The organism is Streptomyces musisoli (assembly GCF_016741855.1).
In the GTDB taxonomy this organism is placed as follows: domain Bacteria; phylum Actinomycetota; class Actinomycetes; order Streptomycetales; family Streptomycetaceae; genus Streptomyces; species Streptomyces musisoli.
The window spans coordinates 436,930-455,195 of sequence record NZ_JAERRH010000002.1 but is presented as its reverse complement, the minus strand read 5'-3'; the positions used below and the strand labels follow the sequence as shown (position 1 = coordinate 455,195).

Annotated in this window: 14 protein-coding genes; 6 read left to right on the top strand and 8 right to left on the bottom strand. The window is 73.9% G+C overall.

All coding sequences use genetic code 11. The features are described from left to right. The first annotated feature begins 366 nt into the window (after positions 1 to 366). From JK361_RS05820 to JK361_RS05810, 3 genes are all read left to right on the top strand, one after another. Positions 367 to 2,919, top strand: a complete 2,553-nt coding sequence (locus tag JK361_RS05820; protein ID WP_201814568.1) for a SpoIIE family protein phosphatase — start codon at positions 367 to 369, stop codon at positions 2,917 to 2,919. Between the two features lie 113 nt (positions 2,920 to 3,032). Then, a complete protein-coding gene (locus JK361_RS05815) occupies positions 3,033 to 5,771 on the top strand; it encodes a SpoIIE family protein phosphatase (protein ID WP_236052505.1) in 2,739 nt (912 codons plus the stop codon). A gap of 59 nt (positions 5,772 to 5,830) precedes the next feature. Further along, positions 5,831 to 7,150, top strand: a complete 1,320-nt coding sequence (locus tag JK361_RS05810) for a tetratricopeptide repeat protein (RefSeq protein WP_201814567.1) — start codon at positions 5,831 to 5,833, stop codon at positions 7,148 to 7,150. A 13-nt stretch (positions 7,151 to 7,163) separates the two neighbouring features. On the opposite strand, the gene JK361_RS05805 is transcribed toward JK361_RS05810, so the two are convergent. Next, positions 7,164 to 7,400 (bottom strand): hypothetical protein, encoded by a 237-nt coding sequence (locus JK361_RS05805; protein WP_201814566.1) that lies wholly within the window; start codon positions 7,398 to 7,400, stop codon positions 7,164 to 7,166. Positions 7,401 to 7,538: 138 nt separating this feature from the next. Continuing rightward, complete coding sequence (locus tag JK361_RS05800; protein ID WP_201814565.1) at positions 7,539 to 9,374, bottom strand: glycoside hydrolase family 15 protein; 1,836 nt, start codon at positions 9,372 to 9,374, stop codon at positions 7,539 to 7,541. Positions 9,375 to 9,682: 308 nt separating this feature from the next. Here JK361_RS05800 and JK361_RS05795 point away from each other — a divergent pair, with 308 nt between their 5' ends. Together JK361_RS05795 and sthA are read left to right on the top strand one after the other, a co-directional pair. Continuing rightward, complete coding sequence (locus tag JK361_RS05795; RefSeq protein ID WP_201814564.1) at positions 9,683 to 9,886, top strand: hypothetical protein; 204 nt, start codon at positions 9,683 to 9,685, stop codon at positions 9,884 to 9,886. 200 nt (positions 9,887 to 10,086) lie between these two features. Continuing rightward, complete coding sequence (gene sthA / locus JK361_RS05790) at positions 10,087 to 11,508, top strand: Si-specific NAD(P)(+) transhydrogenase (RefSeq protein ID WP_201814563.1); 1,422 nt, start codon at positions 10,087 to 10,089, stop codon at positions 11,506 to 11,508. 94 nt (positions 11,509 to 11,602) lie between these two features. On the opposite strand, the gene JK361_RS05785 is transcribed toward sthA, so the two are convergent. From JK361_RS05785 to JK361_RS05770, 4 genes are all read right to left on the bottom strand, one after another. After that, entirely contained in the window at positions 11,603 to 12,091 is a 489-nt protein-coding gene (locus tag JK361_RS05785) for a DUF5709 domain-containing protein (protein WP_201814562.1), read from the bottom strand. A 428-nt stretch (positions 12,092 to 12,519) separates the two neighbouring features. Further along, positions 12,520 to 12,867 carry a DUF1330 domain-containing protein gene (locus JK361_RS05780; RefSeq protein ID WP_201814561.1) on the bottom strand — a complete coding sequence of 116 codons (348 nt, stop codon included), beginning with the start codon at positions 12,865 to 12,867 and terminating at the stop codon, positions 12,520 to 12,522. A 313-nt stretch (positions 12,868 to 13,180) separates the two neighbouring features. Beyond that, on the bottom strand, positions 13,181 to 14,128 hold the full coding sequence (locus tag JK361_RS05775; RefSeq protein WP_201814560.1) for a lysylphosphatidylglycerol synthase domain-containing protein: 948 nt from the start codon (positions 14,126 to 14,128) through the stop codon (positions 13,181 to 13,183). Next, positions 14,125 to 14,331: a hypothetical protein gene (locus JK361_RS05770; RefSeq protein WP_201814559.1), complete on the bottom strand. Its 207-nt coding sequence runs from the start codon at positions 14,329 to 14,331 to the stop codon at positions 14,125 to 14,127. Before JK361_RS05770 ends, JK361_RS05775 begins: the two co-directional genes overlap by 4 nt. A gap of 167 nt (positions 14,332 to 14,498) precedes the next feature. Here JK361_RS05770 and JK361_RS05765 point away from each other — a divergent pair, with 167 nt between their 5' ends. Further along, the gene (locus tag JK361_RS05765) at positions 14,499 to 14,882 is read left to right on the top strand and encodes a BlaI/MecI/CopY family transcriptional regulator (protein ID WP_201814558.1); all 384 of its coding nucleotides are present in this window, start codon (positions 14,499 to 14,501) and stop codon (positions 14,880 to 14,882) included. Between the two features lie 275 nt (positions 14,883 to 15,157). On the opposite strand, the gene JK361_RS05760 is transcribed toward JK361_RS05765, so the two are convergent. Together JK361_RS05760 and JK361_RS05755 are read right to left on the bottom strand one after the other, a co-directional pair. Beyond that, complete coding sequence (locus JK361_RS05760) at positions 15,158 to 17,512, bottom strand: glycoside hydrolase family 65 protein (protein ID WP_201814557.1); 2,355 nt, start codon at positions 17,510 to 17,512, stop codon at positions 15,158 to 15,160. Next, the gene (locus JK361_RS05755) at positions 17,509 to 18,249 is read right to left on the bottom strand and encodes an HAD family hydrolase (protein ID WP_201814556.1); all 741 of its coding nucleotides are present in this window, start codon (positions 18,247 to 18,249) and stop codon (positions 17,509 to 17,511) included. Before JK361_RS05755 ends, JK361_RS05760 begins: the two co-directional genes overlap by 4 nt. Positions 18,250 to 18,266: the final 17 nt, after the last annotated feature.

The window sequence follows — 18,266 nt, the reverse complement described above, 5'->3', positions numbered from 1 at the left end:
TCCCGTAAACGGAACACAGAGCCGCACGCCCCCTACCTCCCGCCCCCGTCTCCGGGCCCGTGAGCCAGCACTCCGAGGCGCCACACCCTCTCCCCCCGACCAAGCCGCTCCAGTCCCATAAGCGGAACACCGACCGGCACGCCCCCCACCCCCGCCCACGCCACACCGGTCCCATAAGCGGAACGCGAACAGGCACGCCCCCCACTCCCCGGCCACGCGACACCGGCCTCGTGCGCGGAAGCCGGTCCGGAGGGGCGCGCCCGTTGTCTTCCGGGTTTCTCCTCGCCGCCCAGGTGCATTCGGCGTGTCTCGTGGCGCATTCTTGCTGTGTCATCCAGCGGAGGCACACGGGACGAGGTAGGGCCCATGGCCGGGAGCGACGAGCAGGCGGTCCGTACGCGGGACCGGCTGGCCGCGCTGCTGGTCGACGCCTCGGCCGGCGCCCTCGGCGCGGCCGGCGGCCGGGTGGCCGGCGTCTATCTGCGGTCCGGCACCCCGGGCCTGCTGCGCCTCTCCGTGCTCGCGGGACTGCCCGGCCCGCTGTTCAGGCCCTGGTGGCGGCTGCACGTCGACCGTCCCTTCCCCGTCGCCGACGCCTACCGGCTCGGCGTCCAGGTGATCCTGCCGAACGCCACGGAGACCATGCGCCGGTATCCGCAGTTCGCCGCCGGTCTGCCCTTCCCGTTCGGGTCGGTGCACGTCCCGGTGCCGGGCGGGACCGAGCCGCTGGGAGTGCTCACGGTGCTGCGCCCGGCGGTGACGGACGCCGACGACGAACTCCTGGACCGGGAGCTGCTCGCCCGGCTGGCCGAGGGCCTGGGCGCCGAACTGCTCGCCCTGGCCGACGGGGACGAGAGCGCGGTCCTCTGGGACGGGGAGCCGATGTGCGTCCGGCCGCCCGCGGGCCGGACCGCACAGGCCGCCGTGGGACGGTTCAGCTGGGACCCGGAGGCCGCCGTGGTGCGCGCCGACGACCGGCTGCACGCCCTTCTGGGGCTGCGCCCCGGAGAGTTCGCGGGGACGGACACGGCGCTCGCGGAGGCCGTGGCCCCGGCCGACGCGTACCTGATCCTGGCCGCGCTGCGCGACGCCGCCGCCGGGAAGCCGCCGAACGCCCCGCTCGTCCTGCGGGCCCGCGACGGCTCACCGCGGCTGCTGGCCGTGTGGCCGGCGGGTGCCGACGCCGTCGGGCCGGCGGTCGGCGGTGTGGTGTTCCACCCCGGTTCGGCGGCCTCCGCGGACGGTGCGGCCGACCTGCTGCCGCAGGGTGTGTTCTGCCTGGACCGGCTCGGGGTGATCGTGTACGCCAACCCGGCGCTGGCCCGGCTCACGGGCCGGACCCGGGAATGGCTGCTCGGGCGTGCGCTGTGGGACGCGCTGCCCTGGCTGACCGGCCCGCCCTACGACGACCACCTGCGCGGCGCCCTGCTCGCCCCCGAACCGGTGCACTTCCATGTACAGCGGCCGCACGGCGAGCGGGACGGGCCCGCCGAGGGCGACTGGCTGGCCGTGTCGGTGCATCCCGGCACGGACCTGCTGACCTTCACGCTCGTCCCGGCCAGCCGCATGGACACCACGGCGGAGCCGGTGCCGGAGCCGCACCCGGACGAGGACACCGTGGTGGGCGACCGCTCGATGGCGCCGCTGTACCGGCCGATCGCGCTGGCCATCGCCCTGACGGACGCGGTGACCGCCCGGCAGGTGTCGGTGGTGGTCACGCAGGAGCTGCTGCCCGCGTTCGGCGGCCGGCGGCTGGCCATCTACCTGCTCCAGGACCGGCACCTGTACCTGGCCTGGGAGACCGGGTTCCCGCAGGGGTTCCTCGCCCCGTTCGACGGTGTGGGCCTCGACGTGCCGATCCCGGGCGTGGAGACCCTGACCACCGGCCGGCCGCTGTTCTTCGAGTCGATGCAGCAGCTCGCGACGGCTTATCCGGGCCTCGCGCTCGACACCGACGTGGGGGCCCGCGCGTTCCTGCCGCTGATCGCCTCCGGCCGGCCGGTCGGCTCGTGCATCCTCGGCTTCGACCGCCCGCGCGGCTTCAGCACGCAGGAGCGGACGGTCCTCACGGCGCTCGCCGGGCTGATCGCCCAGGCGATGGAGCGGGCCCGCCGTTACGACAGCGAGGCGGCCCTGGCCCGCGGGCTTCAGCAGGCCCTGCTGCCGCGCCGGCTGTCGACGCATCCGCGGGTGGAGACCGCGGGCCGCTACCTCCCAGGCACGCAGGGCATGGACGTGGGCGGCGACTGGTACGACGTGGTCGGGGCCGGGGACGGACTGGCCCTGGTCATCGGTGACGTGCAGGGGCACGGGGTGCAGGCGGCGGCCACCATGGGCCAGCTGCGCAGCGCCGTCCGGGCGTTCGCGCTGGGCGACCGGCCGCCGGACGAGGTCCTGAGCGGCACCAATCTCCTGCTGATCGACCTGGACCCCGGCCAGTTCGCCAGCTGCTGCTATCTGCGCCTGGACCCCGCCACCGGCCGGGCCCGGATCGCCCGGGCGGGCCATCCGCCGCCCCTGCTGCGCTGCCCGGACGGCCGTACCCGGGTGCTGGAGATCGCGGGCGGGGTGGTGCTCGGGGTGGACCCGTCGGCCCGGTATCCGGTGACCGAACTGCTGCTGGAGCCGGACGCGATCCTCGCCATGTACACCGACGGCCTGGTGGAGCGGCCCGGCGCGGACATCGACGACGGCATCACCGCGCTGCGGCTGGCCCTCGCCAAGGCCGGCGCCGCCGCCGGCCGGCGCGGCGGGCGGTCCCTGTCCGGGGTCGCCGACCGGCTCACGGCCACCGCCCGGCTCGCCACCGACCGCCCGGACGACGTCGCCCTCCTCCTGGCCGCCCGCCGCGCGCCGCTCCCACGCGACGGCCGGCGGGGCCAGGCCGCCCGCGGACCGACACTTCCGCACCGGCCGTGACCGGGTCACACCGCCCCCGCGACGCCGGTACGGATCCGGTGGCGCCCGGTCGGCGGTCGTCACCTCGGGTGACAGTCTCGCCTGACGGCGCCGGGCAGTGTAGACATGGGCACATGGTGCGACTGCCCGGCCGGCCCGCGACTCGGCCGCCCCGATCGTTCGGGCACCCGCGCGCACCGCACAGCCCGTCGCAGCCGGAACAGGGCACGAACGGCAGCCGGCCCGGGGTGCTCCGGTCGGCGGTGACCGGACGCAGCGTGGCCGGTCAGGTGTTCGTCCTGCAAGTGGTGATCGTGCTGCTGCTGGTCGTCTCGGCCGTGGTGGCCCAGGTGCTCCAGGTCCGGCACGACAGCGACGTCGAGGCGGCGAATCGTTCCCTCGCCGTGGCCGAGACGTTCGCGCACGCGCCCGGCACGGTCGCCGCCCTGCGCTCCCCCGATCCCACGGCCGTGCTCCAGCCGCGCGCGGAGGCCGCCCGCAAGGAGACCGGCGTGGACTTCATCGTCGTGATGGACACCGACGGCATCCGCTACACGCACCCCAATACCGACCGCATCGGCAAGAAGTTCGTCGGGGACATCACCCCGGCCCTGGAAGGCCGCACGGTCACCGAGCACATCACCGGCACCATCGGGCCGCTGGTGCAGGTCGTGGTGCCCGTGAAGGACTCGGACGGCAAGGTGGTGGGTCTGGTGTCCGCCGGGATCACCACCGCGCACGTGGGCGGGACCGCCGAGCAGCAGCTGCCGTTGCTGCTCGCCGCCGCGGCGGTCGCGCTCGTGCTGGCCACCGGGGGTACGGCCCTGGTGAGCAGACGGCTGCTGCGCCAGACGCACGGGCTCGGGCCGTACGAGATGACCCGGATGTACGAGCACCACGACGCCGTGCTGCACGCGGTCCGGGAGGGTGTGCTGATCGTCGGCGGCGACGGCCGGCTGCTGCTCGCCAACGACGAGGCCCACCGGCTGCTGAACCTGCCCGCGGACGCGGAGCGGCGGCATGTGCTGGAGCTGGGCCTGGACGAGGAGACGGCGGGCCTGCTGTCCTCGGGACGGGTCGCCACCGACGAGGTGCACCTGGTCAAGGACCGTCTGCTGGCCATCAACCAGCGACCGACGGACCTGCGCGGCGGCCCGCCCGGCAGCGTCACCACCCTGCGCGACTCGACCGAACTGCGCGCCCTGTCGGGCCGTGCGGAGGTGGCCCGGGAGCGGCTGAACATGCTGTACGACGCCGGGGTGGGCATCGGCACCAGCCTGGACGTGACCCGGACCGCGGAGGAGCTGTCCGAGCTCGCGGTGCCCCGGTTCTCGGACTTCGCGACGGTGGACCTCTTCGACGCGGTGCTCGGCGGTGAGGAGCCGCGGCCGGGGACGGCGCTGCGCCGCGCGGCCTGCGCCGGCGTCCGCGAGGACGCCCCGCTGTACCCGGTCGGCGAGCGGATCCGGTGGGTGGCCACCTCGCCGCAGGCCCGCTCGCTGACGACCGGGCAGTCGATCGTCGTGCCGCGGCTGCGTGCGGAGCCCGGCTGGCGGGCGCAGAACCCGGAGCGCACCGACCGGGTACTGGAGTACGGCATCCACTCGCTGATCACCGTGCCGTTGCGGGCGGGCAGTCTGGTGCTGGGCGTGGCGAACTTCTGGCGGTCGGAGAAGCCCCAGCCGTTCGACGCCGAGGAGGTGGCGCTGGCGGAGGAGCTGGTGGCCAGGGCGGCGGTGTCCATCGACAACGCCCGCCGGTACACCCGCGAGCACAGCATGGCGGTCACCCTCCAGCGCAGTCTGCTGCCACGCACCCTGCCCGAGCAGGGCGCCCTGGAGATCGCCTACCGCTATCTGCCGGCCCAGTCGGGGGTCGGCGGCGACTGGTTCGACGTGCTGCCGCTGTCCGGTGCCCGGGTGGCCCTGGTGGTCGGGGACGTCGTGGGGCACGGGCTGCACGCGGCGGCGACCATGGGCCGGCTGCGAACGGCCGTGCACAACTTCTCCTCGCTCGACCTGCCGCCGGACGAACTCCTCGGTCTGCTGGACGAACTGGTCGGCCGGATCGACCAGGACGAGACCCCGGCGAACGGTGCGGCCGTGGTGACGGGCGCGACCTGTCTGTACGCGATCTACGACCCGGTGTCCCGGCGGTGCACCCTGGCCCGGGCCGGTCATCCACCGCCCGCGCTGGTGCAGCCGGACGGCACCGTGCACTTCCCGGACGTGCCCGCGGGCCCGCCGCTGGGCCTGGGCGGGCTGCCGTTCGAGACGGCCGAGCTGGAACTGGCGGAGGGCAGCCGGCTGGTGCTCTACACCGACGGCCTGGTGGAGGACCGGGAGCGGGACATCGACGAGGGGCTCGATCTGCTGTGCGACGCCCTGCGCCGGACGCCGGGCGCCTCCCCGGAGGACACCTGCCGTACCGTGCTGGACCGGCTTCCGGCCCGGCCGAGCGACGACGTGGCGCTGATCGTCGCCCGCACCCGGCAGCTGGGCCCCGACCGGGTCGCCCAGTGGGAGGTGCCGTCCGACCCGGCCGCGGTGTCGGAGGTGCGGGCCTCGGTGACCCGGCAGCTGTCCGACTGGGACCTGGACGAGCTGGCGTTCACGACGGAGCTGATCCTGAGCGAGCTGGTCACCAACGCCATCCGCTACGGGCGCGGCCCGATCGGGGTACGGCTGCTGCGCGACCGCACGCTGATCTGCGAGGTCTCCGACCGCAGCACGACCTCGCCGCATCTGCGGTACGCGGCGAGCACCGACGAGGGCGGCCGGGGCCTGTTCCTGGTGGCGCAGCTCGCCGAGCGCTGGGGCACCCGGTACACCCCGCACGGCAAGGTGATCTGGGCGGAGCAGCCGCTGCCCTGAGCGTCCGCGCGCGGGAATTCCGTTGAGCACACCTCGTTCGGCGGGTCATGATCTCCGGCATGTTCTCGCGCAGGAATCGCCGCCCCCTTGCCCCCGGACTCAGCGCCGCCTGGGAAGCCCTGGACGCCGGAGACGTGCCCGGTGCGTTGCGACGGCTGCGGGCCGCCGGGGAGGACCAGCCGCTCGGCGAGGTGGCCCGGGTGGTGGCGCGGGCCGCAGGCTCGGCCGGCTTCGACGACCTCGCGGACGCCTCGGCCGCGCTGGCCGCCGCCCCGGAGGATCCCAGGGCGCTGTACGGCTTCGGGTACGCGTGCGTCGAACGCGGGGTGCCGTATCTGGCGGTTCCCGCGCTGCGGGAGGCGCTGCGCCGCAGCGACGGCGCGCTGCCCGTGCTGCGGGAGCTGGTGTCCGCGTACGAGGACGAGGGCCGGCACCGCGAGGCGGCGACCGCACTCGCCCGGCACGACAGCCGCCTCCAGGACTGGCCCGACCGCTATCTGCTGGTGTTCAACGCCGTGCTGGCGGGCGACCTGGGCCTCGCCCGGCGGCATCACGCGCCGCTGTCCGACCCGGAGGACGCCCGGTGGCAGCCGGCGCGGGAACGGCAGAACCGGATGCTCGCGCGCGCCGCCGACGCCGAGCGGGCCGGCCCGCTCGACCTGGCCGATCTGCGGGGCTGGCAGTACGTGATGGGCGGTACGGTCCTCGGCACGCTGTCCCCGTACGGTTTCGACGCGGGCATGAACGGCCGCTACGCCTGGCTCCAGGACACCGAGGGCCAGTGTCTGCGCGGGCTGCTGCGGCTGCGGGCCCTGCTGACGGCCACGGGGGTGCGGCCGGCGTCGGTGTCGTTGCTGCCGGACCGGGACTCACGGATCCTCGGTCTGGCCGCGGCGGAGGTGCTGGGCCTGCCGGCCGAGCCGTTCGCGCCGGGCCGCGCGGACACCGTGGTCGTGGCGTACGACCTGGACGGGGTCGCGGCGCACGACGGCGGGCCGGAGCTGATCGGTGAACTGTTCGAGCGCACCGCGGGGCAGGTGCTGCACGCGCACGCCTGCTGCTGGACCGACCCGCCCGCGGTCATCCCGGACAGCGTCGCGCTGCTGCACCAGTCGGTGGTGGCGCCGTGGGGCGAGCAGCTGCGCCAAGGGGCGGACGGCGGGGTGGAGCGGGGCCCGGCCGACGACCGCCCGGAGGCGGAGATCGCAGCCGGCATCACCGGCGCCGACCCGTCCGGGGATCTTGGGGACGGCACGGGCCCGGCGGACGGCGACGCGGAGTTCACCGCGTTCGCCACGGCCGTCGGGGGCACGTGGCTGCGCGGTGACCGGGCGCGCGTGCGGTCCGCCGGGCCCGTTCCGAGTTCCCGGTTCGCCTGACGCGGCGTTGGGGTCAGCCGCCGTCCAGCCGCGAGCGCAGCAGCTGCTTGCCCAGCTCGGCACCCTTGCGGCTGTCGGCCTGGGCCTTGCGGAACAGGTCCACGACCTCGCTGTCCTTGTCACGCTCCGCGTCCTGGATGTACTGCTCCAGCCGCAGGGCGTTGCTCAGGCACGCCTCGACGTACCAGATCAGGTTGTAGTCCTTGTCGCGGGTGCCGGTGACGTCGCCGGTCTCGCTGGTGCTGGTCATCCGGGGTCTCCTCCTTCTGTCGACCCTGAGTCGATTCCGCTTCCGGACGCCCCGGGTACCCGTGCGACTTGCGGGCACACACCGTCCGTTCCGGCCCGGCGTTGACGGCCGTCGCCGGGCCTGGACGTGCGGGACGGCTCAGCCGAGGGCGCGGTCCAGGTTGAACGCGGCGCTGATCAGGGACAGATGGGTGAACGCCTGCGGGAAGTTGCCCTGTTGTTCGCCGGTGCGGCCGATCTCCTCGGCGTACAGGCCGAGATGGTTGGCGTAGGTCAGCATCTTCTCGAAGGCCAGGCGGGCCTCGTCGACGCGGCCGGCCCGGACGAGCGCCTCGACGTACCAGAAGGAGCAGATGGAGAAGGTGCCCTCGTCGCCGCGGAGGCCGTCGGGGCTGGCCTCGGGGTCGTAGCGGTAGACGAGGGAGTCGGAGACCAGGTCGTCGGTCAGGGCGTCCAGGGTGGACAGCCACTTGGGGTCGGTGGGGGCGATGAACTTGGCGAGCGGCATCATCAGCACGGAGGCGTCGAGGACGTCGGCGTCCTCGTACTGCACGAAGGCGCCGCGGCGGTCCGACCAGCCGTGGTCCATGATCCGCCGGTAGATGTTGTCCCGGGCCTGGCGCCAGCGCCGGTGGTCGGCGGGCAGTCCGCGGTGGGTGGCGAGGCGGATGGCGCGCTCGATCGCGACCCAGCACATCAGCCGGGAGTACAGGAAGTTCTTGCGGCCGCCGCGGGTCTCCCACACTCCCTCGTCCGGCTGGTCCCAGTGGTCGCACACCCAGTCGACCAGGTGGCACACGTCGTCCCACTGGCCGCTGGAGATGGGCTGCGCCCACTTGTCGTAGAGGTAGATGGAGTCGATCAGGGCGCCGTAGATGTCCAGCTGGAGCTGGTCGGCGGCGGCGTTGCCGACCCGGACCGGCGCGGAGCCCAGGTGTCCCTCCAGATGGAGCAGCTCGCGTTCCGGCAGGTCGGCCCGGCCGTCGATGCCGTACATGATCTGCAGCGGTCCGGAGGCGGCGCCGTCGCCGGGGCTGATGTGCGTGGTCAGGAACTTCATGAAGGCCGCGGCCTCGCCGCTGAAACCGAGCCGGAGCAGTGCGTAGACGGCGAAGGCGGCGTCGCGCACCCACACGTAGCGGTAGTCCCAGTTGCGCTCGCCGCCGACCTGCTCGGGCAGGCTGGTGGTGGGTGCGGCGACGATGGCGCCGGTGGGGGCGTAGGTGAGGAGTTTCAGGGTGAGGGCCGAGCGGTGCACCATCTCGCGCCAGCGTCCCCGGTAGCGGGACTGGTGCAGCCACTTCCGCCAGTAGGCGACGGTGGCGTTGAACTCGTGTTCCGCCTCGGCGTGGGCGCAGCCGCGGGGCATGACCTCTTCGCCGATCTGGTCGAGGGCGAACACCGCCGTCTCTCCCTCGCTCAGCTTGAAGTCGGCCCGCGCGTCCCGGCCGTCGTTCTCCACCGTGACGGTGGAGGTGAGCGCCAGGGACCGCTCGGGGGACTCGAAGACGAGCACGCCCTCCACGGCGCTCAGGGTGTGCGGGTCGGCGCCGTAGTTGAAGCGCGGGGCGATCAGGGCCCGGAACGGCACGGTGCCGCGCACGCACACCACCCGCCGGATCAGCCGGTGCCGGCGCACCTCGCCGGAGCCGTCGCAGCACACGGGCATGAAGTCCTGCACCTCGCCGACGCCGTCCTCCGTGAAGAACCGGGTGATCAGCACGTTGGTGTCGGGAAAGTAGAACTGCTTGGTGCGCGCCGGTACGGCGGCGGCCAGCTCGAAGCGTCCGCCCCGTTCGGCGTCGAGGATCGCCGCGAAGACGCTCGGGGAGTCGAAGGAGGGACAGCAGTACCAGTCGATCGTTCCGTCGGTGCCGACCAGGGCCACACTGCGCAGGTCGCCGATGAGCCCGTGCTCGGCGATGGGCGGGTAGCGGGGGCTCGGGGCGTCCCCGGCGAACGGCGTCGCGGCCATCGGCGGCCTCCCGGTGAGCGTGTGGTGCGTCGCGCCCGCCCGCGGGGCGTTCCCGTGTGCGGTGCGGTTCCGGCCCGCAGAGATTTCTCCCTACCTGCGGTACTTTCTCCCACTTGCTGTGGGTTTTCCAGTGTGCGGGATGTTTTCCGATGGGGCGTGCGTGGTTTCGCGTGGGGTGGGAAGGTGCTCCACACCGCTCCCGAGGCGCTTTCCGGATGCAGGGTGCGCCAGGGAGGGCAATGGTGAGAGTGTGCCCCGTTCGGAGGCACCGGAACGGATGCGGTCATCCGGACCGAGGAGGAGGCATCATGGCGACATCCACCCCTGAAGAGTCCCGTTCGTCGGACGACGTCTGCACCCCGGACGCCCTGCTCCACTCCGCGCCCCCGAGGGTCACCCCCGAGGACCTGGTGATGGCGGCAGGCAGGGACGTCACGCCCAAGACCCTCGAGTGGGCGCGTCGCAAGCTGGAGTCGGAGGGCTCGGCGGCCATCGAGAAGCTGCTGCCCTAGGGCGGTCCGGGGAACGGACTCGAGCGAACGGGGAGGCGGGCCGGACGGCGACGGCGTCCGGCCCGCCCTGTGCGCCGCCACGGTGGGCCGCGCCGAGCCCTGCCGGGCGCTCGCACGCGGGGCGCCGCTCCCGCACCGCGGGGATCCGGACGGTGACCGTGTCTTCCCCGGGACGCCCGGTGGCTGCCAGACTCCCGAGCGTGCCCGACTTCGACTTCGACATGCTCGTCATCGGATCCGGACCCGGCGGCCAGAAGGCCGCCATCGCCGCGGCCAAGCTCGGCCGCCGGGTCGCCGTCGTCGACCGCCCCGACATGGTCGGTGGGGTCTCCCTGCACACCGGCACCATCCCGTCCAAGACGCTGCGCGAGGCGGTGCTGTATCTGACCGGCCTCACCCAGCGTGACCTGTACGGGCAGAGCTACCGGCTGAAGGAGGACATCACCGTCGCCGACCTGACCGCGCGCACCCGGCACGTGGTCGGCCGCGAGGTGGACGTCGTCCGCAGCCAGCTGGCCCGTAACCACGTGACCGTGTACTCCGGCACGGCCCGCTTCACCGGCCCGCACACCGTGGCGGTGTCGGAGGTCTCCGGCCGGGAACGGGTGATCGGCGCCGAGCACATCGTCATCGCCACCGGCACCCGGCCGGCCCGGCCGGACAGCGTCGAGTTCGACGGGCGGACCATCATGGACTCCGACAACGTGCTCTCGCTGGAGCGGGTGCCGCGGTCCATGGTGATCGTCGGCGCGGGCGTGATCGGCATGGAGTACGCCTCGATGTTCGCCGCGCTGGGCAGCAAGGTGACCGTGGTCGAGAAGCGCCCCGGCATGCTGGACCTGTGCGACGTGGAGATCGTGGAGTCGCTCAAGTACCACCTGCGGGACCTGGCCGTGACCTTCCGGTTCGGCGAGACCGTCGCCGCCGTGGAACGCCACCCCCGCGGCACGCTCACGGTGCTGGAGAGCGGCAAGAAGATACCGGCGGACACCGTGATGTACTCGGCGGGCCGGCAGGGTCTCACCGATGGTCTCGACCTGGACCGGGCCGGCCTGGCGGCGGACGCGCGCGGCCGGATCGGGGTCGACGAGAACTACCGCACCGAGGTCCCGCACATCTACGCCGTCGGTGACGTCATCGGCTTCCCGGCGCTCGCTGCGACCTCCATGGAGCAGGGCCGGGCCGCCGCCTACCACGTCTGCGGCGAGCCGGTCGGACGCATGCACCACCTCCAGCCGATCGGCATCTACACGATCCCGGAGATCAGCTTCGTCGGCCGGACCGAGGACCGGCTCACCGAGGACCGGGTGCCGTTCGAGGTCGGCATGGCCCGTTACCGGGAGCTGGCCCGGGGGCAGATCATCGGGGACTCCCACGGCATGCTGAAGCTGCTGGTGTCACCCGTGGACCGCACCCTGCTCGGGGTGCACTGCTTCGGCTCGGGCGCGACCGAACTGATCCACATCGGGCAGTCCGTGATGGGGTGCGGGGGCACGGTGGACTATCTGGTCGACGCGGTGTTCAACTATCCGACGCTGGCGGAGTCCTACAAGGTCGCCGCGCTGGACGCCACGAACCGCCTCCGCCAGGTCGACCGCCTCGACCAGGACGGGGACGGCTAGGGGCGATTCGTCGCGTGCCCGTACGGACAAGCCCGTCGCGCCGTCGCGAAGGGCCGCGTGACCAGGAAGGCCGGTGGCGGACGGGGCGGTCGGCCTATTCCGGCAGGGCCGTCTCGTCCGGGATCACGTGGACCGCGGCCTCCTCCGCGCCCGCCGCTCCCCCGTCGATGCCCACGTCCTCGGCGACCTCTTCCTTGACGGTGTCCGGGTGGGCGCCCTCGTCGGGGGCGACCAGGCGGCCCGCGCGGAACTCGCCCGCCTCGGGGTCGACCGGCTCGCCCTCACCACCGGGCAGGTCGCCGGTGTCGTCACCGGCCGGTGGCGTCACGTCCGGGACCTCCTGGCCGAGCCGCTCGTCCAGGGTCTCCCCCGCGCGCTGCTCACCCGCCGTGGTGCCGTGCCTGGTGACGCCCAGGGGGCGTTCGGGCGGGGAGTAGCCCTCGTCGAGCATGTCGTCGTACGTCCGCTCCCCGACCGCGTCCTGGAGGTCCAGGGGGCCGGCGTCCTCCTGTTCCTCGTTGGTTCCGGTGGGCTGGTAGACGTCGTCCGCCATGGGGCTCTGCTCGGACTGCTGGTCGCTCATGGTCGCCTCCTTCGGGATCCGCGGGCGGTCCCGGTCCGCGTTTCCCACGGCCGGATCATTAATCCCGTCGGCGCCCGGGCAGGAGGCCGTCGCACTCGTCCCGCCGACGTGGTGGGCCGGTACGGAGCCGGCCGTGCTGCCGCCCCTGATCCACTCCCGCCGCGTCACATGGAGCCGCGGACGCGGTGCCAGGCCGAGCGGGTGGGTCCGGCCTGAGCGGGGAGGTGCGGAGCGGAGTCAGGGGCGGCCGTCACGGGAGGGCTTTCCTGCGGTGGTGCGGGTACGGCTGCGCTCCACAGCCTTGTGCCATCTCCCGGCACCTGCAACTGATGCGCAGTAAAGGTCGTGGCAGGCCTTCCCCATACGGAGGGAAAGCGGGGAGCAAGAGACGCTCGGACCACGGGGGTGCCCTTCTCCGCGCGGGTGCCCTACTTCGTCGGCAGCCCCTCCCGCATCGCCCGCCCGGTGCCGGCCGCGTCGTAGTTCTCCGGGACGCCCGGGACCAGGACGATGTCGCCTTCGATGTGCCGCGAGCGCAGCGGCGCGATCTCCTGGTAGGCCGGTGAGTCCCACCAGGCCCGCGCCTCGGCGATCGACGGGAAGGAGATCACCACGACGTGCCCCGGCCAGCTGCCCTCCTTGACCTCGAGCTGCGCGCCGTGGACGAGGAAGCGGCCGCCGTACGGCTCGAAGGTGGCGGTGATGCGCTCCATGTACTCGGCGATCTCCGGGTGCGGAGCGGCCTCTTGCAGGTGGGCTATGGCGTAGGCGGTCATGGTGTCCCCTCCGGTCGGCCGGGCTGGCTTACGCCGACGATCGTGGCACGGGTCCACGCCGAGATCGATGACCTGACAGGTAAGCGTCCCCGGGTGCCCGGCGAGTCCGGCTGCCCGCACGCGGCCCTGCGGCCTGCCCGCAGCCGGCCCACCTCCACCGGCCCGCCCCGCAGCCGGCCCACCTCCACCGGCCCGCCCCGCAGCCGGCCCACCTCCACCGGCCCGCCCCGGAGCCGGCCCGCCCGGAGCCCGTCTGCAGTCGGCTTGCCGTGCGTCGGCCCGCCCGAAGTCGGCCCGGCAAGAGCCCCGTTCGTCACAGGGACTTGCGCCGGACCAGTAACCCGAGCACCAGCAGGCCGGGGACGAGGGGCAGCCACACGGTGAGCAGCCGGTAGCCGAGCACCGCGGACGCGGCGGCGGCGCCCGGGGCGCCGGCGGCCGTGAGGGCGAGGGCCAGCGCGGCGTCCAGCGAGCCCAGGCCGCCCGGGGTGGGCAGCAGGGCGGCGGCACTGCTGGCCGCGAGGTACAGCAGGGCCACCTGGAGCGGGGCGAGCGGCAACCCGACGGCCCTGGTGACGGTGATGAGGACCAGCGCGTGCAGCGCGGCGAAGGCCAGGGAACCGCCCCACAGGGCCGCCGCGCGGGCCGGACACCCGTGCAGCGCGCGGATGTCGGCCAGTACGGCGGCGAGCGCGGGCCGGCAGCGTGACCACACGGGGGTGGCCAGCAGGACCGCCGCCAGTACCGCCACGCCCAGGACGACGGCGACGGCCGCCGCGGAGACGCGCGGGAGGCGCAGCAGCCCGGGGCAGGCCGGGGCGAGCAGCGCGATCAGCCCCAGGCGGACCACGGCGCCCGTTGCGGCCTTGACGGCGAGCGCGCCGGCCGCGCGCCCGGCCGGCAGGCCGCAGCGCATCAGGAAGCGCAGGTTCACGGCGCCCGCGCCGAGCCCCGCGGGCAGCAGGTGGTTGGCGGCCGACGCCGCGAACTGGGCGGCTACCAGCCGGGCTCCGGGCAGTCGCCGTACGACGGCGCCCTGCTGGGCGAGGGCGGAGGCCATCCAGGTGCCCATGGCCGCCGCCGCGCCGGTCAGCAGCCAGCCCTGGTCGGCGACCGCCAGCCGCCCGGCCCCGCTCTCCAGCGTGGGCCAGTGCCGACGGGCCAGGTACAGCACGCCGAGCAGTACGGTGAGGCAGACGCCGGTGTGCCAGTAGGCGCGCCGACGGCCGAGGGGGGCGGTGAGGCCGGCCGATGATGTCATGAGGCGACGCCCGCAACGACGTGGTACGGCCGGACCGTGCCGACCGCCGCGGATGCCCGGTCCCGGGCATCACGCCGTCGGTCCGGGGTGCGGGCCGTGGCGACGGCAGCGAGCGGCCGGGCGGCCCGCGCGGCGCCGGCGGGCGCGCGGCGCGAGCGTTCGCGGCTCACCGCGTCGAGTGTCGCGTGCGCACTGCCGGCCATGACCACCCCTTTGTCCCTACAGGTCGTAGGGCCCACTCTCGCCCCCCGAACCGGTGGAGCCGTCGCGCGAACAGTAAAAAACACGGTCAAACCAACGTGGATCACCCGGCCGTACCCGGCGGGCAGGGCCATCCGGCCGACGGCCCTACGCGCTGTAAGGTTGGGACATGGCTGGCACAGGGGCCCGCGGGAGGGCGGAGCGGCGCGGCGCCGGGGAGCTGGAGAGCGCGGTGCTGGCCACGCTCTGGGCCACCGAGCGGCCGCTGACCCCGGCGGAGATCCAGCACGAGATCGGCGGCGGACTCGCCTACAACACGGTCCACACGATCCTCAAGCGCCTGTACGACAAAGGGCTGGTGCTGCGGGACGCGGACGGGCGGCGCGGCGCGTACCGGCCGGTGAAGAACGCGGCCGAGCTGACCGCCCAGGCGATGCACGAGGCCTTGGACCGGGGGCCGGACCCGATCGCCGCGCTCCGGCACTTCGTGACCGGGCTGAGCGCCGAGGAGGAGCGAGCGCTGCGCACGCTGCTCGCCGAAGAGGGCCTGTGAGGGTCACGCCGTAGGGGTGCGGGCTGTGGGGGGGGGCGGACCGCAGGGTGCGGGCGTGTGCCCGGTGCGGGCCGTAGGAGTGTGGGCCGTGTGCCAGGTGCGGGCCGTAGGAGCGCACCCGCACCCGCACCCGCACCCAGCCTGAGGCCCTGACGCCCAGGCACCCTGACGCCCAGGCACCCTGACGCGCAGTCACCCAGACACCCAGGCCCCCAGGCACGCACCCGGCGGACGAGCCCCCGTGGCGTCCTCGATCACGGCCTCCCCGCCGCGGCTCAACCGCCGTTCGGTGTGCGGTGGGGCGGCTGTTCCGGGGCGGGGCGGCGGATCACCGGCGGTACGGCCCGCACGGCCGGCTCCTCGGTGCCGACGGTGACCGGCTCCCCGTGGTGACGGAGCGTCAGCGGCTCACCGTCCAGCAGCACGTACGTCACCTTGTCCGCGCCGATGTCCACGCGCAGCCGGCGCCCGCGGAACTGGACGTGGAAGGCGAGCCGGCGCAGCCGCTCGGGCAGCCGGGGCGCGAACCGCAGCCGCTCGCTCTCGCGGCGCATGCCGCCGAAGCCCGCGACCAGCGCCATCCAGGTACCGGCGAGCGAGGCGATGTGCAGCCCGTCCCGGGTGTTGTGCTCGAGGTCCTGGAGATCCATCAGCGCGGCCTCGGCGGTGTAGGCGTAGGCGAGGTCCAGATGGCCGGTCGAGGCGGCGATGACGGCCTGGCAGCAGGCGGACAGGGAGGAGTCGCGGACGGTCAGCGGCTCGTAGTAGGCGAAGTTCCGGGCGATCTGCTCCTCGTCATGCTCCCGCTCGAACCAGTCGCCGCACGTGTACATGGCCAGCACCAGGTCGGCCTGCTTGACGACCTGCTTGCGGTAGAGGTCGAAGTAAGGGAAGTGGAGCAGCAGCGGGTACTGGTCGGACCGGGTGCCGGCGAAGTCCCAGCGCTGGTAGCGGGTGAACCCGGCATGCTGTTCGTGGACGCCGAGTTCGTCGTTGTAGGGGATGTGCATGGCGTCGGCGGCGTCCCGCCAGGCGGCGCTCTCCTCCTCGTCCACCCCGAGCCGGCGCGCCTCGCCCGGGTGGCGTTCCACGGCGTCGGCGGCGGCGAGCAGATTCCGGCGGGCCATCAGGTTGGTGTACGTGTTGTCGTCGGCGACCGCGCTGTACTCGTCGGGGCCCGTGACGCCGTCGAGGTGGAAGACGCCGTGGGTGTCGTGGTGCCCCAGCGACCGCCACAACCGGGCCGTCTCCACCAGCAGTTCCACGCCGGTCTCCCGCTCGAAGGCGGTGTCGCCGGTGGCCTCGACGTACCGGACGACGGCGTCGGCTATGCCTGCGTTCACATGGAAGGCGGCGGTGCCGGCCGGCCAGTAGGCCGAGCCCTCCGGTCCCGCGATGGTCCGCCAGGGGAACGCGGCCCCGGCGAGGCCCAGTTGGGCGGCGCGTTCGCGGGCCTCGTCCAGGGTGCCGTACCGCCAGCGCAGCGCCTCGGCGACGGCCTGGGGCGCGGTGTGGGTGAGCACGGGCAGCACGAACATCTCGGTGTCCCAGAAGGCGTGACCGTCGTAGCCGGAGCCGGTCAGCCCCTTCGCCGGGATCGCCCGCCGCTCGGCCCGGCTCCCCGCCTGAAGGACGTGGAACAGTGCGAACCGCACGGCCTGCTGGATCTCCTCGTCGCCCTCCACCTCGACGTCGGCGCGGGCCCAGAAGTCGTCCAGGCAGGCCCGCTGGTCGGCCAGCAGGCCCTCCCAGCCGTCGTGCGCGGCGGCGGCGAGCGCGGCGTCGACCTGGTCGGCCATCGCGGGCAGCGACCTGGCGCCGGACCAGCCGTGGGCGACCAGCTTCTCCACCCGCAGGGTCTGTCCGGGCTCCAGCACGGAGGTGACGGTCAGCCGGGCGACGTCGATACCGCTCTCGCTGCGGCTGGTGGTGCGCTCGGGGCCGGTGATCGCGTGGTCGGCGGCCACGGCGACCCGCAGGCCGCTGCGCCGGGTGCGGTGCACCAGCCGCAGCCGCTCGCCGGCGGCGAAGCCGTCCTCCTGCTCCAGCGGCGACTTCAGCGCCTTCGCCGCGCGCGGATCGCCGCCGGGCTCCGGCAGGCTCTCGTTGGCGACCAGTTCCGACTGGATCACCACCCGGCTGCGGCTGCCGACCGCCTCCACCTCGTACGCCACCGCGGCCACCGCCCGCTGGGTCAGCGACACCAGCCGGGTCGAGCGCACCCGGACCGTCGAACCGGCCGGAGAGGTCCACTCGCAGGTCCGCTCCAGCACCCCGCGGCGCATGTCGAGGACGCGTTCGTGGGCGACCAGCCGGCCGTAGCGCAGGTCGAACGGCTCGTCGTCCACCAGCAGCCGCAACACCTTGCCGTTGGTGACGTTGATGACGGTCTGCCCGGACTCCGGATAGCCGTAGCCGGCCTCCGCGTACGGCAGCGGGTGCACCTCGTGCACGCCGTTGAGGTAGCTGCCGGGCAGTCCGTGCGGTTCGCCCTCGTCCAGGTTGCCGCGCCAGCCGACGTGTCCGTTGGACAGGGCGAACACCGACTCGCTCTGGGCGAGGACGTCGAGGTCGAGGGCGGTCTCGCGGACGGTCCACGGTTCGACGGCGTAGAACCGGTCGGTGATCACTGCTTGCCTCCCAGTTCGGCGAGGTCCCGGACGACGATGTCGGCGCCGTGCGCGTAGAGCGCGTCGGTCTGGCCCACCCGGTCCACGCCGACGACGTACCCGAAGCGGCCGGCGCGGCCCGCGTCCATGCCGGCCAGCGCGTCCTCGAAGACGGCCGCGCGGGACGCCTCGACGCCCAGGTCGCGGGCGGCGGCGAGGAAGGTGTCGGGGTGCGGCTTGCCCGGCAGGTTCCGCTCCACGGCCACCACGCCGTCGATGCGCACGTCGAAGAGGTGCTCGGCCCCGACGGAGCGCAGCACGTCCAGGCAGTTGGCGCTGGAGGAGACGATCGCGGTGCGCAGCCCCTCGGCGCGGACCGCCTCCAGATAGCGCAGGGTGCCCTCGTACGCCTCCACCCCGCCGGTGCGGATCTTCGCGAGCAGCAGTTCGTTCTTGCGGTTGCCGAGGCCGTGCACGGTGCGGGCGTCGGGCGGGTCGCCGGGGTTGCCGTCGGGGAGACGGATGCCCCGTGAGTCGAGGAAGGCGCGGACGCCGTCGGCGCGGGGGCGTCCGTCGACGTACTCGTCGTAGTCGTCGACGGCGTCGAACGGCCGTCCCCGCGCGCCCTGGTAGTCGCGCAGGAAGACGTCGAACGTCTCCTTCCAGGCGGCCGCGTGCACGACGGCCGTCTTGGTGACGACCCCGTCGAGATCGAAGAGACATGCCTGGACGGTGTCGGGCAGACCGAGCTGAGTCATACCCCAACTGTTCCCCG

Bases quoted from the DNA above. Each gene is read 5' to 3' on its own strand.
- JK361_RS05820 (WP_201814568.1), top strand. From the start codon at position 367: ATGGCCGGGAGCGACGAGCAGGCGGTCCGTACGCGGGACCGGCTGGCC.
- JK361_RS05815 (WP_236052505.1), top strand. From the start codon at position 3,033: ATGGTGCGACTGCCCGGCCGGCCCGCGACTCGGCCGCCCCGATCGTTC.
- JK361_RS05810 (WP_201814567.1), top strand. From the start codon at position 5,831: ATGTTCTCGCGCAGGAATCGCCGCCCCCTTGCCCCCGGACTCAGCGCC.
- JK361_RS05805 (WP_201814566.1), bottom strand. From the start codon at position 7,400: ATGACCAGCACCAGCGAGACCGGCGACGTCACCGGCACCCGCGACAAG.
- JK361_RS05800 (WP_201814565.1), bottom strand. From the start codon at position 9,374: ATGGCCGCGACGCCGTTCGCCGGGGACGCCCCGAGCCCCCGCTACCCG.
- JK361_RS05795 (WP_201814564.1), top strand. From the start codon at position 9,683: ATGGCGACATCCACCCCTGAAGAGTCCCGTTCGTCGGACGACGTCTGC.
- JK361_RS05785 (WP_201814562.1), bottom strand. From the start codon at position 12,091: ATGAGCGACCAGCAGTCCGAGCAGAGCCCCATGGCGGACGACGTCTAC.
- JK361_RS05780 (WP_201814561.1), bottom strand. From the start codon at position 12,867: ATGACCGCCTACGCCATAGCCCACCTGCAAGAGGCCGCTCCGCACCCG.
- JK361_RS05775 (WP_201814560.1), bottom strand. From the start codon at position 14,128: ATGACATCATCGGCCGGCCTCACCGCCCCCCTCGGCCGTCGGCGCGCC.
- JK361_RS05770 (WP_201814559.1), bottom strand. From the start codon at position 14,331: ATGGCCGGCAGTGCGCACGCGACACTCGACGCGGTGAGCCGCGAACGC.
- JK361_RS05765 (WP_201814558.1), top strand. From the start codon at position 14,499: ATGGCTGGCACAGGGGCCCGCGGGAGGGCGGAGCGGCGCGGCGCCGGG.
- JK361_RS05755 (WP_201814556.1), bottom strand. From the start codon at position 18,249: ATGACTCAGCTCGGTCTGCCCGACACCGTCCAGGCATGTCTCTTCGAT.